The 15,522-nt window shown below is 74.6% G+C and carries 15 protein-coding genes; 9 read left to right on the top strand and 6 right to left on the bottom strand.

Translation table 11 applies throughout. The annotated features are described in order from the left end of the window. Positions 1-13: 13 nt before the first annotated feature. The 3 genes from amrb99_RS04475 to amrb99_RS04485 all read left to right on the top strand — a co-directional run bounded on the left by amrb99_RS04475 (position 14) and on the right by amrb99_RS04485 (position 2,341). Positions 14-949, top strand: a complete 936-nt coding sequence (locus amrb99_RS04475) for a sugar kinase (RefSeq protein ID WP_206699784.1) — start codon at positions 14-16, stop codon at positions 947-949. A 154-nt stretch (positions 950-1,103) separates the two neighbouring features. After that, positions 1,104-1,532 carry an anti-sigma factor gene (locus amrb99_RS04480; protein ID WP_151598884.1) on the top strand — a complete coding sequence of 143 codons (429 nt, stop codon included), beginning with the start codon at positions 1,104-1,106 and terminating at the stop codon, positions 1,530-1,532. After that, a complete protein-coding gene (locus amrb99_RS04485; protein WP_190852562.1) occupies positions 1,529-2,341 on the top strand; it encodes an RNA polymerase sigma factor SigF in 813 nt (270 codons plus the stop codon). The genes amrb99_RS04480 and amrb99_RS04485 overlap by 4 nt, the downstream gene beginning before the upstream one ends. A gap of 89 nt (positions 2,342-2,430) precedes the next feature. On the opposite strand, the gene amrb99_RS04490 is transcribed toward amrb99_RS04485, so the two are convergent. Continuing rightward, positions 2,431-2,979: a hypothetical protein gene (locus amrb99_RS04490; protein WP_190852564.1), complete on the bottom strand. Its 549-nt coding sequence runs from the start codon at positions 2,977-2,979 to the stop codon at positions 2,431-2,433. A 75-nt stretch (positions 2,980-3,054) separates the two neighbouring features. Between amrb99_RS04490 and amrb99_RS04495 the strand changes: the two genes are divergently transcribed. Together amrb99_RS04495 and amrb99_RS04500 are read left to right on the top strand one after the other, a co-directional pair. Then, a complete protein-coding gene (locus tag amrb99_RS04495) occupies positions 3,055-3,996 on the top strand; it encodes a diacylglycerol kinase family protein (RefSeq protein WP_190852566.1) in 942 nt (313 codons plus the stop codon). A 295-nt stretch (positions 3,997-4,291) separates the two neighbouring features. Next, complete coding sequence (locus amrb99_RS04500; protein ID WP_151541468.1) at positions 4,292-4,552, top strand: WhiB family transcriptional regulator; 261 nt, start codon at positions 4,292-4,294, stop codon at positions 4,550-4,552. Positions 4,553-4,737: 185 nt separating this feature from the next. Here the strand turns inward: amrb99_RS04500 and amrb99_RS04505 are convergent, their stop codons facing one another. Beyond that, positions 4,738-6,432: a histidine kinase N-terminal domain-containing protein gene (locus amrb99_RS04505; protein ID WP_190852574.1), complete on the bottom strand. Its 1,695-nt coding sequence runs from the start codon at positions 6,430-6,432 to the stop codon at positions 4,738-4,740. A 73-nt stretch (positions 6,433-6,505) separates the two neighbouring features. Here amrb99_RS04505 and amrb99_RS04510 point away from each other — a divergent pair, with 73 nt between their 5' ends. Both amrb99_RS04510 and amrb99_RS04515 read left to right on the top strand, forming a co-directional pair. Further along, positions 6,506-7,672: an 8-amino-7-oxononanoate synthase gene (locus tag amrb99_RS04510; RefSeq protein ID WP_190852576.1), complete on the top strand. Its 1,167-nt coding sequence runs from the start codon at positions 6,506-6,508 to the stop codon at positions 7,670-7,672. Positions 7,673-7,709: 37 nt separating this feature from the next. Beyond that, on the top strand, positions 7,710-8,519 hold the full coding sequence (locus amrb99_RS04515) for a GntR family transcriptional regulator (protein ID WP_347256527.1): 810 nt from the start codon (positions 7,710-7,712) through the stop codon (positions 8,517-8,519). Positions 8,520-8,595: 76 nt separating this feature from the next. On the opposite strand, the gene bioD is transcribed toward amrb99_RS04515, so the two are convergent. Further along, positions 8,596-9,321: a dethiobiotin synthase gene (gene bioD, locus amrb99_RS04520; RefSeq protein ID WP_190852584.1), complete on the bottom strand. Its 726-nt coding sequence runs from the start codon at positions 9,319-9,321 to the stop codon at positions 8,596-8,598. A gap of 141 nt (positions 9,322-9,462) precedes the next feature. On the opposite strand from bioD, the gene amrb99_RS04525 reads away from it, so the two are divergent. Beyond that, complete coding sequence (locus amrb99_RS04525; RefSeq protein ID WP_190852600.1) at positions 9,463-10,209, top strand: hypothetical protein; 747 nt, start codon at positions 9,463-9,465, stop codon at positions 10,207-10,209. Positions 10,210-10,245: 36 nt separating this feature from the next. Here amrb99_RS04525 and amrb99_RS04530 read toward each other — a convergent pair whose 3' ends face one another. Beyond that, entirely contained in the window at positions 10,246-11,907 is a 1,662-nt protein-coding gene (locus amrb99_RS04530) for a carotenoid oxygenase family protein (RefSeq protein WP_190852602.1), read from the bottom strand. A 214-nt stretch (positions 11,908-12,121) separates the two neighbouring features. Here amrb99_RS04530 and amrb99_RS04535 point away from each other — a divergent pair, with 214 nt between their 5' ends. Further along, the gene (locus amrb99_RS04535; RefSeq protein WP_190852604.1) at positions 12,122-12,613 is read left to right on the top strand and encodes a GNAT family N-acetyltransferase; all 492 of its coding nucleotides are present in this window, start codon (positions 12,122-12,124) and stop codon (positions 12,611-12,613) included. A 75-nt stretch (positions 12,614-12,688) separates the two neighbouring features. Here amrb99_RS04535 and amrb99_RS04540 read toward each other — a convergent pair whose 3' ends face one another. Together amrb99_RS04540 and amrb99_RS04545 are read right to left on the bottom strand one after the other, a co-directional pair. Next, entirely contained in the window at positions 12,689-14,026 is a 1,338-nt protein-coding gene (locus amrb99_RS04540; RefSeq protein ID WP_190852606.1) for a biotin carboxylase N-terminal domain-containing protein, read from the bottom strand. Positions 14,027-14,172: 146 nt separating this feature from the next. After that, complete coding sequence (locus tag amrb99_RS04545) at positions 14,173-15,519, bottom strand: HD domain-containing phosphohydrolase (RefSeq protein WP_190852608.1); 1,347 nt, start codon at positions 15,517-15,519, stop codon at positions 14,173-14,175. Between the last annotated feature and the right edge of the window lie 3 nt (positions 15,520-15,522).

The raw sequence follows: 15,522 nt of genomic DNA on the forward strand, positions 1-15,522 counted from the left end.
TATCGTGCGGTCCGTGAACGTTCCCCGGGTCGCCCTCATCGGCGAATGCATGATCGAACTGCGGCATCTGTCGCCGGACCGGCTCGCCCTCGGCTACGCCGGAGACGTCTTCAACACCGCCGCCTACCTCGCGCGCAGCGCCGCGCCCGGCGCGCTGGACGTGCAGTTCGTCACGGTCACCGGCGACGACCCGTACAGCGCGGAGATGCGCGCGCGCTGGCACGCCCACGGCGTCGGGGACCGGTACGCGCGGGTGCGCCCCGGCGGCCGCGCCGGCCTCTACCTGATCCGCACCGACGAGCACGGCGAGCGGACGTTCCAGCACTACCGGAGCGAGTCGCCCGCCCGGGACCTGTTCGGCCCGGACCAGCCCGCCGCGATCGACGAGGCGATCGCCGGCCACGACCTGGTCTACCTGTCCGGCATCACCCTCTCGATCATGACGGGGCCGGCCCGCGCCCGGCTGGCCGAGGTGCTGGCGGAGACCCGGCGGCGCGGCGGGCTGGTCGCCTACGACGGCAACCACCGGCCGAGCGGCTGGCCCTCCCCCGGCGCGGCGGCCGGGGCCGCCGCGGCCGTGCTGGCGCACACCTCCATCGCGCTGCCGTCCCTGGACGACGACCGGATCGTGCACGGCGACGCGTCCGCGCGGGCCTGCGTCGAGCGGCTCCGCGACGCGGGCGTCCCGGAGATCGTCGTCAAGCTCGGCGCCCAGGGCTGCGTGATCGCCGACCGCGACGCGATGGAGGCGGTGCCCGCCGTCCCGGACGTGAACGTGGTCGACACCACGTCGGCGGGTGACGCGTTCAACGGCGCCTACCTGGCCGCACGGCTCGCCGGCCGGGACCGGCGCGCCGCCGCCGAGGCCGGGACCCGCCTGGCCGCCGACGTGATCGGCCATCCCGGCGCGCTCCTACCGCCTCTCCCGGCCCGCCGTCCCGGACCGTGACGCCCGCCGTTCGGCGGCCCGAAGCCCCCTCAGAGACCAAGTCATTTAGTCAATACTCGGACAACCGGTCGAAACCTGTGCGCGCCGGAGTCTCGCAGTGGGCGCCGCAGGCGGTAGTTTCGGAAGCAGCGGGACCATCCTGCGAGGGAGTGACGTGACCGAGGAAACCGCTGCCATGCCTGCCAGTACACAGTTGTCCGTGCGCGACGTGGTGACAGTGAAGCTGCCCGCCGCGAGCGCCTACCTGTCCGTGCTCAGAACCGCCACCGCGGGACTGGCCGCCAGGCTGGACTTCACGCTGGACGAGATAGAAGACCTGCGCATCGCGGTCGACGAGGCGTGCGCGATGCTGCTCTCCCAGGCCGTCCCCGGGACGGACCTGTCGTGCGAGTTCGAGCTGACCGGGGAGGCCATGCGCATCTCGGTGTCGGTGATCACGGTGGACGGGCAGGAGCCCAACCGGGACACCTTCGCCTGGACCGTCCTGTCGTCGCTGGCCGGCGAGGTCGACGCCCAGATCGGCTCCGACGACCGGGTGACCGTGACGCTGCAGAAGCGGCGCGGTACGGCGGGGGCCCCGTGACAGAGAAGACGACCATCGCCGGCGCGAGCAACGAGCGGTCCGAGAGCGGCGTACCGGACCGCGCGCGGGCCCGCGCGCTGTTCGAGCGCCTCGCCGAGCTGCCCGAGGGCGACCCGGAGCGGCAGCGCATCCGCGACCAGCTCGTCGAGCTGCACCTGCCCCTGGTGGAGTACCTGGCCCGCCGCTTCCGCAACCGCGGCGAGTGGCTGGACGACCTGATCCAGGTCGCCACCATCGGGCTGATCAAGTCGATCGACCGGTTCGACCTGGAACGCGGCGTGGAGTTCTCCACCTACGCCACGCCCACGATCGTCGGGGAGATCAAGCGGCACTTCCGCGACAAGGGCTGGGCGGTGCGGGTGCCGCGCCGGCTCCAGGAGCTGAAGCTGTCGCTGACCAAGGCGATCAGCGACCTCGCCCAGCGCGAGGGCCGGGCGCCGACGGTCAGCGAGCTGGCCGCCCACCTGCAGATGAGCGAGGAGGAGGTGCTGGAGGGCCTGGAGTCGGCGAACGCCTACTCCACGGTGTCCCTCGACGCGCCCGACTCCGGCGACGAGGACGCGCCCGCCGTGGCGGACTCGCTCGGCATGATCGACGAGTCGCTGGAGGGCGTCGAGTACCGCGAGTCGCTCAAGCCGCTGCTGGAGAAGCTGCCGGCGCGGGAGAAGAAGATCCTGCTGCTGCGGTTCTTCGGCAACATGACGCAGTCGCAGATCGCCGCGGAGCTCGGCATCTCGCAGATGCACGTGTCGCGGCTGCTGGCCCGCACGCTCGCGCAGCTGCGCGAGGGCCTCACCGCCGACGAGTGACGCCGAACGCCGAGGGGCCCCGGGGACGTGTCTCCCCAGGGCCCCTCGGCGTTCGCTGGTCCTCCGGCCGCCGGGCTTCCGGCCGCCGGTCAGTTCTTCGCGGACGTGCCCTTGGCGGGCGCGTCTTTCGCGGGCTGCTCCTTGAGGCGGTCCATGAGCTTCTGGCCGAGGGACCGGTCGTCCCGGGGGCGCGGCTCCGCGGCGCGGGGCGCGGGCTCCGCGCCGCCGGACGGGGCGCCGTCCTCCTCCTCGTCCTCGTCATGATCGCGGACGAGCCAGGCGGTGCTCGGCGGGCTCAGCACCGCGACCAGCGCGAGCACCGCGACGATGCCCATCGGCAGGGCGATCTCGGGCCGGTCGCTCTGCCAGAGGGACCAGGCCACGGGCAGCGCGAACAGCTGGGTCAGGACAGTGGGGGCGCGGCTGCCCTGGGCGCCGCGCAGCAGGCCGCGGGCGCAGGCGAGCATGCCCACGCCGCCGGCGAGGGCGAGGACGGTCACGCCGATCGCGCTCACCGGGTCGACGGCGGCGCCCGCGGCGGTCTCCACCCCGGTGTAGACGCCGAACGCGACGGCGCCGAGGCCCTCCGCGCCCTCCAGGGCGGCGGCGGCCCGCACGGTGTTGGGACGATCGGTCACAACGAAACCCTACTCGCCCGCCGCCGCGGCCGATGCGTGGGGAAACGCACGGGAAACGCTCGATACGCTGGCGCCGTGCGCGCCATGCTCATCGCCAATCCCAAGGCGACCTCCACCTCCCGGCGAGCCCGCGAGATCCTCGTCCGGGCCTTCACCGGCGATCTCGACCTCGAGATCGCCGAGACCGCCCATCGCGGGCACGCGACCGAGCTCGCCCGCGCGGCCGCCGACAAGGGCTACGACGCGGTGATCGCGCTCGGCGGGGACGGCACCGTGAACGAGACGGTGAACGGCCTGCTGGCGAACGGCCCGTCTCCGGACCTGCCCGCGCTGGCGGTCCTGCCGTCGGGGAGCGCGAACGTGTTCGCCCGCGCGCTCGGGCTGCCGAACGACCCGGTCGGCGCGACGCGGGCGGTGCTGGAGGCGGTGCGCGCCGGGCGGTACCGGACGGTCGGGCTGGGGGCGGCGTGCCTGCCGGACGGCGTGGAGCGCTATTTCACCTTCAACGCCGGCGTGGGGCTGGACGCGGAGGTCGTCCGGGAGGTGGAACGCCGCCGCGGCGCGGGCGCGAAGGCGGATCCGTCACTGTACGTGCGGGCCGCGGTCCGCCATTTCTTCACGGGCACGGATCGGCGCCATCCGGCCCTGACGCTAGAAGTGCCGGGACGCCCCCCGAAAGCGGGCCTGTTCCTGGCGTTCGTCTCCAATACGGCGCCGTGGACTTTCATGGGGCGGCTGCCGGTGAATCCCAGTCCGAAGTCGAACTTCGCGCGCGGGCTGGACGTGTTCGGGATGCGCACGATGGCCGCCGGCCCCATCCTGGGGGCGCTCGCGCAGATGATGCTGGTGCGGACCCGTCCGGTGCAGGGGCGCGACGTGGTGAACGTGCACGACGCGACGGAGGTCACCCTGCGCGCGGACCGTCCGATCGCCTTTCAGCTGGACGGCGACTACCTCGGGGAACAGCGCAGCGTGACGTTCCGCTCGGTGCCGAAGGCGGTCCGCATCCTCATCTGAGACCGCCGTCACGCCATGCTGAGAGCCAAGTAACACGGCCGACCCACAGGTGTGACACATGCGACACCCATACTTTGAGAATCCTTTCTCAAAGGTCTTGCGTCTGCCCGCGCCCGGCTGACACGCTCAAAGTGCGCCAGCCGACAGGGGCCCCAACGTCGTCCGCCTCCTGATCGCAGCGCCGCGGAACAATCACCCTCGGATCGCCGGCCACCGCCGCTCCGGGCGTTCGCGACATGTGAAACCGTTCACAAACGTGGAGTGTCTCACACCACCTGACGAAGGAGTGGACCGCATGGACTGGCGCCACCGCGCTGCCTGCCGTGACGTGGACCCCGAGCTGTTCTTCCCGATCGGCAACACCGGGCCCGCGATCCTGCAGATCGAAGAGGCCAAGCAGGTTTGCCGGCGCTGCGACGTCACCGACGCCTGCCTGCGCTGGGCGCTGGAGTCCGGCCAGGACTCGGGCGTCTGGGGCGGCATGGGCGAGGACGAGCGCCGCGCCCTCAAGCGCCGCGCCAGCCGGGCCCGCGCCCGCGCCAACGCCGGTCTCTGATCCACTCGCACCACCCTCACCCCCAGCACCGAGCGGCGCCGCCTCCGAACCCCCAGGGCCGGAAACCCCGGCGCCGCCCGCATCTCGCCTCGACGTGCCCGCCGCCTGGAGACAGGCCGCGGGCACTCGGCGTCTCCAGGGGCGTTTCCCCAGGCCGAACCCCCAAGCCGTGCGCCAGACCCGTCCTATGACTGGGCCGAGCGGGGCGCGTGGAGCCGGTTGCTGTAGTCGAGGGGGACGTCGACGATGACCTCGGTGCCGCCGCCGGGCCGGTCCCGGAAGTCGAGGCTGCCGCCCAGCTCGCCGACGATCAGGGTGCGGACGATCTGCAGCCCGAGGCTGTTGCTGCTCTCCACGTCGAAGTCCGGCGGCAGGCCGACGCCGTCGTCGGCGACGATCGTGACGAGCCGCGGGCCGGAGACGGGCTCGCGCGCCACGGGCGGCTCCTTCCGGGCGCGCGGGTCGTGCGCGTCGGAGCCGGGCCACTCGCCCCAGACCGCCACACCGGCCGGCTCGGGGGCCGCGCCGCCCTCGCCGTAGCGGTGCGCGACGACCTCCAGGGTGCCGAACCGGCTGGCGAGCCCGTGCTCCAGCGCGTTCTGCAGCAGCTCGGTGAGCGCCATCGCCAGCGGCGTCGCGACCTCGGCGGGCAGCACCCCGAAGCTGCCGGTCCGCTTCGGGGCGACCTTGGTCTCCGGGGTGGACACCTCCCCCGCCATCATGATCACCCGGTCCGCGATGTCGTCGAAGTCGATCAGCTCGTCCGGGGTGTGCGACAGGGTCTCGTGCACGATCGCGATCGACCCGACGCGGCGGACCGCCTCGTCCAGCGCCGCCCGCCCCTCCGGGATCCGCAGCCGGCGCGCCTGCAGCCGCAGCAGCGCCGCGACGGTCTGCAGGTTGTTCTTCACCCGGTGGTGGATCTCCCGGATGGTGGCGTCCTTGGTCATCAGCTCCCGGTCGCGCCAGCGCAGCTCGGTGACGTCCCGGCACAGCACGATCGCGCCGATCCGGGTGCCGCCGACCACCAGCGGGATCGTCCGCAGCTGCATGACCGAGCCGTTCGCCTCGACCTCCACCTCGCGCGGCGCCCGCCCGCTGAGCACGACGCTGAGCGCCTCCTCCAGCGGCTCGCCGGTGTCGCACAGGTCGGCGGTGACCTTGCCGAGCGACTCGCCGACCAGGTCGGACGGCAGGCCGAGGCGCCGGTAGGCGGACTGGGCGTTCGGGCTGGCGTAGACGACGCCGCCGGCGCGGTCGAGCCGCATCAGCCCGTCGCCGACGCGCGGCGAGCGGACCATGTTCGGCTCCTCGCCCGGCACCGGGAACCGCCCCTCGGAGATCATCTTCGCGAGGTCGCTGGCGCTCTGCAGGTAGGTCAGCTCCAGCCGGGACGGGGTGCGCGCCGAGCTGAGGTTGGTGCTGCGCTGGATCACCCCGAGGATCTTGGCGCCGCGGCGCACCGGGATCGACTCCTCCCGGACCGGGATGCCGCTGCCCCACTCCGGGTCGCCCTCCCGGACGATCCGCCGCTCCCGCCACGCCACGTCGATCAGCCCGCGCCGGCCCGTCCGGACGACCTTGCCGACCAGGTCCTCGGGGTAGGCGGTGGGGCCGGTCGTCGGCCGCATCTGCGCGATCGCCACCCAGCCCTGCACGGCCGCGCCCGTGTCGATCGTGCCGCCGCCGCGCCGCCCGCCCCGCGCGGGCGGGCCGTCGGCCGGGACCTTCGCGCCGGACCGCAGCGGCACCCACAGCAGCAGGTCCGCGAACGACAGGTCGGCGAGGAGCTGCCAGTCCGACACCAGCGCGTGCAGCCACTCCACATCGGTCTCGGTGAGGTCGGTGTGGTCGCGGACCAGATCGGTCAAGGTAGGCACACGACCATCATCGCCCATCCGTTCCGGTGCCCCGGCGCCGTGCCCGCCGCCCCCGACCTGGCAGGATTCGGGCATGACCGACGACCCCCTCGCCAGGCTCCGGGACGCCGCCGCCCGGCGCGCCGAGGCGGGCCTGCGGCGGACGCTGCGCCCCCGCGCCGCCGACCACGACGGCCTGGCCGACCTCGCGTCCAACGACTACCTGGGCCTGTCCCGCGACCCCCGGCTGGTGGCGGGCGCGGTCGCCGCCGCGCGCGAGTGGGGCACCGGGTCCACCGGCTCCCGGCTGGTCACCGGCACGACCGCGCTGCACGCCGAGCTGGACCGGCGGCTCGCCGCGTTCACCGGCAGCGCCGCCGGGCTGGCGTTCTCCTCCGGCTTCCTGGCCAACCTCGGCGCCGTCACCGCGCTGTCGGGCCCCGGCACGCTGGTGGTGTCCGACCAGGTCAACCACGCCTCGATCGTGGACGCGTGCCGGCTGTCGCGGGCCCGCGTGGCGATCGTCCCGCACCGGGACGCCGGGGCCGTCGAGCGGGCCCTCGCCGAACGTGACGAAGACCACGCGATCGTCGTCACCGACGCGGTGTTCTCCGTGGACGGCGACCTCGCGCCGCTGGCGGAGCTGCACCGCGCCGCGCGGGCGCACGGGGCGCTGCTGGTGATCGACGAGGCGCACGCGCTCGGCGTCGTCGGCGACGGCGGCCGCGGCGCCGCGCACGCCGCGGGCCTGGCCGGCGAGCCCGACGTGGTCCTCACGCTCACCCTGTCGAAGTCGCTGGCCGCGCAGGGCGGCGCCGTCCTCGGCGCGCCCGAGGTGGTCCAGGCGCTGCTGGACACCGGCCGCTCGTTCATCTTCGACACCGGCCTGAACCCGCCCGCCGCGGGCGCCGCCCTCGCCGCCATCGACGTGCTGGAGGCCGACCCGGGCCTGCCCGGCCGGGCGCGTGCCACCGCCCGCCGGATGGCAAACCTCGCGGCCGGTTCCGGTCTGGAGACCGCCGACCCGGCCGCCGCCGTCGTCCCGGTGTTCCTCGGCGAGCCCGACGACGCGGTGCGCGCGGCCGGGATCTGCGCTGAGCACGGGCTGCGCGTCGGCTGCTTCCGTCCCCCGTCCGTCCCGAAGGGCCGGGCGTGCCTGCGGCTCACCGCGCGCGCCACGGTCGACGAGTCCGACCTCACAAGGCTGCGGACGGCCCTGGCGGAGATCGCCCTCTCTACCGGCCGTAGTCTTCACGCATAACATCGGGGGAAACCGATGATGAACGTGAGGAGAGGCCGTGACGGAGGTCAGGGGCGGGCCCCGGCACGGGGACGGATTCGAGCGCGGATTCGATCGGGCGGTACTCGGCGACCTGGGCAAGCACCACACCAACCAGGCGCCGCGCATCCCGAAGTACTACAAGCTCAAAGAACTCCTCGTCGAGCTCATCCAGTCGCTGCCGCCGGGCAGCCCGCTGCCTCCTGAGCGGGCGCTGGCAGAGAAGTACGAGACGTCCCGGACCACCGTCCGGCAGGCCCTCGCCGAACTCGTCGTCGAGGGGCGCCTGCAGCGCATCCAGGGCAAGGGCACGTTCGTCGCCAAGCCGAAGGTGTCGCAGGAGCTCCAGCTCGTCTCCTACACCGAGGACATGCGGCACCACGGGCTGCGCCCCGAGACCCGCATCCTGGACGCCGGCTACGTCAGCGCCGACGAGCGCCTAGCGTCGCTGCTGTGCATCCGGCCGGGCGGCCGGGTGCTGCGCGTCCACCGGCTCCGGCTCGCCGACGGGGAGCCGATGTCGGTCGACACCTCGCACCTCCCGGCCCGCCGCTTCCCCGGCCTGCGCCGCGAGCTGCCCCGGCACCGCTCCCTGTACGAGACCCTCGCGACCGCCTACGACGTCCACCTGACGGAGGCGGAGGAGACGATCGAGACGGTGCTGGCGACCCCGCACGACGCGCAGCTCCTCGGCGTCGACGTCGGCCTGCCGATGCTGCTGCTGTCCCGGCACGCGTTCGACACGACGGGCCAGCCCGTCGAGTGGGCACAGTCCATGTACCGGGGCGACCGGTACAAGTTCATCACCCGCCTGCGCCGGGACACCTGACCCGGCGCAGCCGGCCGGGGGGCGTGGGGGGTCGTCCCCCCTCGGGAAAACACAGCTCGGCGAAGCCGGGCGGGCGTCAGTCCGTTTCGGGGGCGTGCGCCTCGCGGAAGGCGGCGGCGTCGAAGGAGCCGCCGAACGACGGGGCCAGGCCGCGGTGCGCGGCGACCAGGAACTCGGCCGGGTCCAGCGCGGACGCGCCGGCCGGGAGCGCGCCGGACAGCGGCCGCGCCGCGATGGTCTCCAGGTCCCGGATGTTGCTGCGCATCGCCAGGTCCGGGTCGTCCGGCCAGGCCCCGATGACCACGCCGGCGAGCTGCACGCCGCGGTGCGCCATCGCCTCCAGCGTGAGCGCGGTGTGGTTGAGGGTGCCGAGGTCGGGACGGGTCGCGACGACGACCGCGGCGCCGAGCCAGCGGGCGAGGTCGGCGATGGTGGTGCCCTCCTCGTCGTAGCGGACGAGCAGGCCGCCCGCGCCCTCCACCAGCACGAGCCGGCGGGTCGCGGCGAGTTCCTGGACGTGCTTGGCGACGTCGGGCAGCCGGACGGGCGGGACGCCGGCGCGTCGGGCCGCGGCGGCGGGCGACAGCGGGTCGGGGAAGCGCGCGGACTCGTGCACGTCCTCGACGCCGGCGAGCCGCCGCACCTCGTCGAGGTCGCCGGGCTCGCCGCCGCCCATCCCGGTCTGCCCGGGCTTGACCACGGCGACCGACGCGCCGCGCGCGGCCGCGACGGCGGCCAGCGCCGCGGTGACGATCGTCTTGCCGACGCCCGTACAGGTCCCGGTCACTACGAGCACACTCACGCCCGGCACCCTAGCGTGCGGAGCGGGAGCCGGCCGGTCGCAGACTCCACAGTCTTTCCGCCATCGGATTTGTAGCCGGGGGAACCGGGCGGGGCGGCGGCGCGTCGAAGACGCATGGCCGGTTCGCACACTCGCACCAGCTTGATCGCCGCGCTCGCCTGCGCGGGCACGGTGGCGGCCTGCGGCGGGGCCTCCGGGGTGGAGAAGCCGCCGCACGCGCTGCCGTCCACCGGCACCGCCACGCACTCCGCGAAGGACTCGCCGCGCGGCGAGCATCTCGTCCTGCGGATGCGCAGGACCGGCGGCATCGTCGGTCTCGGCGGCGGGCTGCCGGACTTCTCGCTGTACTCGACGGGCCGCGCGCTCGTCGCGGCGCGGGAGAAGGTCACCGAGTACCGGCTGAAACCCGCGGCGCTGGACCGCCTGCTGCACGAGGCGCGCGCCGCCGGGCTCGGCCGCTCGCACACCGTCAGCGCCGGGCAGGTCGCGGACGCGAACGTGCTGGAGTTCACCATGGGCGGCGCGCACACGAAGATCGTCCTTCCGGAGTCCCAGTCGGACCCGGGGGTGCGGTTCCAGGCGCGCCTCGATCCGGCCCGGTGGCCCGCCGCCGACCTCGCGTCCGGCGCGCGACCGTACGCCCCGGGCAAGGTCGCGGTGCTCGCGTCGGAGGGCGCGGTGGCCGACGGCCCGGTCCGCACCTGGCCGCTGGCGCCGCTGGGCCGGGGCACGACGCTCCCGGGGGCCGTCTGCACGCTCGCCGCTCCGGCGAAGGTCCCGGCGACGGGTCCCGGCACCGCCTGGCGCAGCGGCGGCAAGACCTACACCGTCCGGCTGCGCCCCCTGCTCCCCGACGAGCACACCTGCGCCGACCTCCGTCCCCGGTGAGTTGCGGCGTGCCGCCCTTTTGCGGCGCGCCACTGCTCAGCAGGAGAGCTCGGCGGCCACCTCGCGGGTTTCGGCCCGCAGGTCGGGGGCCAGCTGGTCCAGGCGCGCGTCCAGGTCGTCGGCGAAGCGGAGCCGTTCCACGTCGGGTGCGGGGACGGCCTCCGGCATCCACGCGGAGTGGATGAGGAACGGGACGGTCGTGCCGGGCGGCGGCGCCAGCACGGCGAGCGGGCCGCGCCCGACGTCGGCGGCGTCGAACAGCTCGACGCGGAACCGGTCGTCGTTGTGGACGGCGACGACGAGGTAGCCGTCGTGCCCGCCCGGGTCGGCGCCCGCGTAGCGGCTGCCGCCGCGCCCGCGCGGGACGAACGAGGGCGACGTCGGGTAGTCGTCGAGCGCGAACGTCCATTCGGCGAGCGGCCTGAGGTCGTCGCGGTCGTGGCTGACCAGGACCGCCGGGGTCTCCTCCGGCGGGAACAGGTCGGCGTCGATGCGGCCGGTGTAGTTGCGCAGCGCCCGCTGGTTGATGGCCTCGGGGTGGAAGCCCAGGTAGACGAGGTGGTGCCGGGTCGGGGCGGTCTGCCCCTCGATGCTCCAGTCGATCGCGGACAGCTCGGCCTGCCACCAGCGCTCCGGGTCGCGGGCGCGGGCGCGCTCGCCGACCGTCCCGGTCTCCGGGTCGAACAGCAGGACGGTGGTGAGCGCGGGCGTCATGCCGTGGCAGTACATGCCGCGCAGCGCCGGGTCGATGGGGCGGCCGAACGCGTCGAGGTCGTCCTCGCGCAGGTACATGCCGATGTCGACGCCGGGCGTGTGCTCCATGACGACCTGGACGCCGCCGGAGTCGTCGTACTTCGCGTAGAAGTGGTTGACCTCGGGGGCGATCCGGAACTCCTTGCAGGCGACGGTGCCGGCGCCGGGGCGCAGGTCGTCCTTGCGGATCAGCAGGACGGGCCCGTCGGGGTTGTTCGCGACGGTGCGCTCCGCGCCGAACACCTCGTCGGTGTCGATCTTGTAGGCGGTGTCGGCGAGCACGAGCCAGTCGCGGGTCTGCGTGACGGTGTGCGTGGCCTGCGGCAGGACGGCGCCCTCCACGTCCCAGCGCTCGACCCGGCTCCCCTCCCCCGCGTACCGGATCACCGCGACCGCGCCGGTCATGACGTCGCGGCTGACCGTCCACAGGCAGCCGCGCTCGGGGTCGATCACCGGGTGCGCGGACGTGGAGATCAGCGGCAGCACCGCCTGGTCGATGGCGGGCCTCCAGTCGTCGCGGTGGCCGACCTCGGCGACGAACCCCAGCGTGACCGGGTCGACCTCGACGGGCCGGCCCGCGTCCCAGGTGGCGAACAGCCGGTCGCCCCACGGCAGCGGCGCGGTGTTGGCGGCGTTCACGAACCCCCACGGCGAGCTCGTGCCGACGGGCCCGGCGGTGAACAGCTCGGGACGCCGGCGGCGCAGCCGGACGGACGGGGTGTCGATCACCCGGGCGCGCCAGCGGAACCGGCCGTCCGCGTCCGGCCGGAGCGGCAGCCGCGCGATGATCCCGTCGCCGAAGAACGCGTGCACGGGATGGGTGCGCTGGTCGGAGGTGCTGACGACGAAGTGGCCGCGGACGTCGTCCGGCCACGCGCCGGCGACGACCGCGAGCTCCAGGTCGCCGACGTCCTGCGTGCCGAGGATCGAGCGGGGGACCGGCATGGCGCCTCCTGGGGGTTCGGCGGGCCGCCACCTGACGGGCACCCGCCAATCAACACGGCGCCGGGGCTAGTAGTCAAGTAGCTAACGACTAGCGCGGCGCCCCGGCCGGCCCGCCGGGCGAGCGTCCCGGCGGGATACGGATAGCCTGATATGTCGCGGCCGTCCGGTCGCGATGATCCGGCCCCAACGGCTCCCCCGCCTGGAGAAGCACCCGATGCAGCACGTCACCGTCCGCGACGCCCGCCCCCACGAGTACGACCTGATCGGCGAGCTGACCGTCGAGGTGTACGTGCACGGCGGGCTGGTCTCGCCCGAGTCGTCCTACGTGGGGAAGCTGCGCGACGCCGCCGACCGGGCCGCCAAGTCGCAGCTGCTCGTCGCGGAGATCGGCGGGGAGGTCGCGGGCGCCGTCGCCTACTGCCCGCCCGGCAGCCCGTACGCCGAGCTGGCGGGCCCGGACGAGGCCGAGTTCCGGATGCTCGCCGTGCTGGCGAAGGCCCGGCGGAGCGGCGCGGGACGCGCCCTGGTCGGCGAGTGCGCGGCGCGCGCCCGCGCCGCGGGACTGACCGGGCTGCGGCTGTCCACGCAGGCGAACATGGAGGCCGCGCACCGCATGTACGAGCGGCTCGGCTTCGTCCGCACCCCGGACCGGGACTGGTCCCCGATACCGGGACTCCGCCTGCTCACCTACGCCCTGGCCTTCTAGCCACCGGCCCCGGCCCCCGCGACCCGACCGGCCTGTCGTCCCGCCGGACCGCCGTCCCGCGTCGGAACGCGCGGTTCAGCGGATGCGCATGCGCGCCACCACGCCGGTGTCGTACGTCCCGTCGATGAACTCGCGGTGGTCGAGCAGCTCGGCCAGGAACGGCAGGTTCGTGGCGACGCCCTCGATGCGGAACGCGCCCAGCGCGGCGCGGGCCCGGGCCAGCGCGTGCGCGCGGTCCTCGCCGTGCACGCAGAGCTTGGCCAGCAGCGAATCGTAGTGGTGCGTGACGGTGTTGCCCTCGTGGTAGCCCGCGTCGATGCGGATGCCGTCGCCGACCGGCTCCTCCCACACCTTGATCTCGCCGGTCGCGGGCCGGAAGTCCCGCGGGTCCTCGGCGTGGACGCGGAACTCGATCGCGTGGCCGCCGGGCGCGGCGGCGGCCGGTGCGCCCCGCTCCCCGGCCGCGATCCGGAACTGCTGCTCGACCAGGTCGACGCCGGTGACCAGCTCGGTCACCGGATGCTCGACCTGCAGCCGGGTCGTCATCTCCAGGAAGGCGAACTCCTGCGCGACCGGGTCGAGCAGGAACTCGACGGTCCCGGCGCCCCGGTACCCGACGGCCTCGCCCGCGCGGACCGCCGCGGCGAGCATCCGCTCCCGCAGCGCCGGGGCGACGCCGGGCGACGGGCTCTCCTCGACGACCTTCTGGAACCGGCGCTGGACGGAGCTCTCCCGCTCCCCCAGCGCCACGACGGTGCCGTCCGCGAGGCCGAGGATCTGCACCTCGACGTGCCGGGCGCCCTCGATGTACCGCTCCAGCAGGACGTCGCCGTGCCCGAACAGCCGCCGGGCGGCGGCGTGGGCCGCCTCGAACGCGGCGCGCAGCGACGCCTCGTCGTACGCGGCGCCGAGCCCGGCGCCGCCCCCGCCGGCGGCGGGCTTCACCATCACCGGGTAGCCGATCCGCTCGGCCTCCTCCAGCGCGGTCGCCACGTCCGGGACGGGCTCCCACGCGCCGGGCGAGACCGGGACGCCCGCCTCCTTCATCAGGTTCCGGGCGTTGATCTTGTCGCCCATCCGGGCGACGACGAGCGGCGGCGGCCCGACCCAGACCAGCTCCCGCTCGGCGACCGCCCGCGCGAACGCGGCGCTCTCGGCGAGGAACCCGTAGCCGGGATGGACGGCCTGCGCGTTCGTGCGGTGCGCGGCCTCCAGGACGGCCGCCGCCTCGAGGTAGCTGCGCGCCGGGTCGGCCGGGCCGATCAGCACCGCCTCGTCCGCCTCGGCGACGTACGGCAGGTCGGCGTCGGCCTCGGAGTACACCGCGATCGCCTTCAGGCCCATGGCCTGCGCGGTGCGCACGACCCGGCCGGCGATCTCGCCCCGGTTCGCCACCAGCACGGACTCGAACACTCGCGGACTCCTCCTCGGAGATCTGCTCCCGCCGGCGGCGCCGGCGGACCTGCCCCGCCGACCCTAGCGTCCGCGCCGCGCCGCGTCCGCCCGTACGTGCGACGAACGGCCGGCCGCGCACCCGCGAGCGGGCGGGGAACCGCCGGTCAGGGGCGGGGGCGGCGGTCGACGACGCGGCTGAGCGCCTCCACGACCGTCGGGTCGTACTCGGCCGCCGAGTCCAGCCGGAGCCGCTCCAGCACGGCGGCGCCGCGGTCGCGGTCGGCGGAGTCGCCCACCAGGTCGTCGTAGGCGTTCGCGACCTTGATGATGCGCCCGGCCAGCGGCGGCGCCGGGGCGGGCCGCTCGGCCGCCTCGCCGGAGCCCGCGAGCGTCTCCGGGCCCGTCCGGTACGGGTGCGACGACAGCTCGACGATGTGCGCGACCCGGTCCAGCACGCCGGTCTGCTTGATGACCTCGGCGCCGAGCTCGGCGATGCGGCGCTGCTCGGCAGGCGACGCGAGCACGGTCGCGCCGCCGGGGATCGGGTCGCCGAGCGAGAGCTGCCCGATGTCGTGCATCAGCGCCGCGTACTCCAGCTCCAGCAGCTCCTCCTCGGACATGCCGAGCTCCCGGCCCATCGCGACCGACAGCCGCGACACCCGCCGCGAGTGCCCGGTCTCGACGTACCCGCCGACCTCGGTGACCCGCGACAGGGCCCGGACGGTCTGCAGGTACGTCGCGCGGATCCCCGCGTACCGGCGGAACGCGAACTGGGTGACGAGGATCGGCACCGTGAAGATCAGCAGCGCGGCCTCGCCCATCGCCGTGGTGGCGACCGCGATCAGCATCGCGGTGGCGCTGGTCGCCGCGCACAGCGCCATCTTCGCGTCGATCTCGTCGCGCAGCGCGATGCCGAACCGGGCCCGCACCGCCTCCGCCCGGATCATCGCGGCGATCAGCACGTCGGTGAAGCAGGACAGCACGACGACCAGGCCCATCACCGCGAGCAGCAGCTGCCAGGGCAGCCCGAGCGACAGCATCGGCCGGAAGCACAGCGCCACGACCGCGACGGTGAACAGCCGGCGCGCCATCGCGTCCGGGCGCGGCGACCGGCCGACCAGGATGTGCGGCAGCGAGCCGACCAGCATCCCGACGGACGTCACCGCGACGACCTGCAGCGGCGAGTGCTCGGCGGGGACGACGCCGAGCGGCGCATCCGGCGGGGCGCCCTCGGGGCCGATGCCGACCAGCAGCGCGTAGCCCATCGCGCCGGCGCTGGCGATCGGCGCGACCTCCCGGTTGCCGGGCATCACCATCCGGAACAGCTCGCCGAGCGCGATCAGCACGCCGAAGATGATCGCGACGTTGGGCTGCCGGAGCCCGGCCGCGGCGACCTCGGCGATCGCGACGACGACGAACAGCCCGGCGGTCGCGATCAGCAGCAGCTGGCCGGAGTCGATGGTCTGCCATGCGGCCCGCTCGCGGCGGGCCCGGATCTGGGTGCTGCTCATGGG

Source organism: Actinomadura sp. RB99, from assembly GCF_014706005.1.
Lineage (GTDB): Bacteria > Actinomycetota > Actinomycetes > Streptosporangiales > Streptosporangiaceae > Spirillospora.

What these genes read in the sequence shown, in the direction of transcription:
- amrb99_RS04500 (WP_151541468.1), top strand. Translation starts at nt 4,292, where the DNA reads ATGGACTGGCGCCACCGCGCTGCCTGCCGTGACGTGGACCCCGAGCTG.
- amrb99_RS04510 (WP_190852576.1), top strand. Translation starts at nt 6,506, where the DNA reads ATGACCGACGACCCCCTCGCCAGGCTCCGGGACGCCGCCGCCCGGCGC.
- amrb99_RS04530 (WP_190852602.1), bottom strand. Translation starts at nt 11,907, where the DNA reads ATGCCGGTCCCCCGCTCGATCCTCGGCACGCAGGACGTCGGCGACCTG.
- amrb99_RS04545 (WP_190852608.1), bottom strand. Translation starts at nt 15,519, where the DNA reads ATGAGCAGCACCCAGATCCGGGCCCGCCGCGAGCGGGCCGCATGGCAG.
- amrb99_RS04535 (WP_190852604.1), top strand. Translation starts at nt 12,122, where the DNA reads ATGCAGCACGTCACCGTCCGCGACGCCCGCCCCCACGAGTACGACCTG.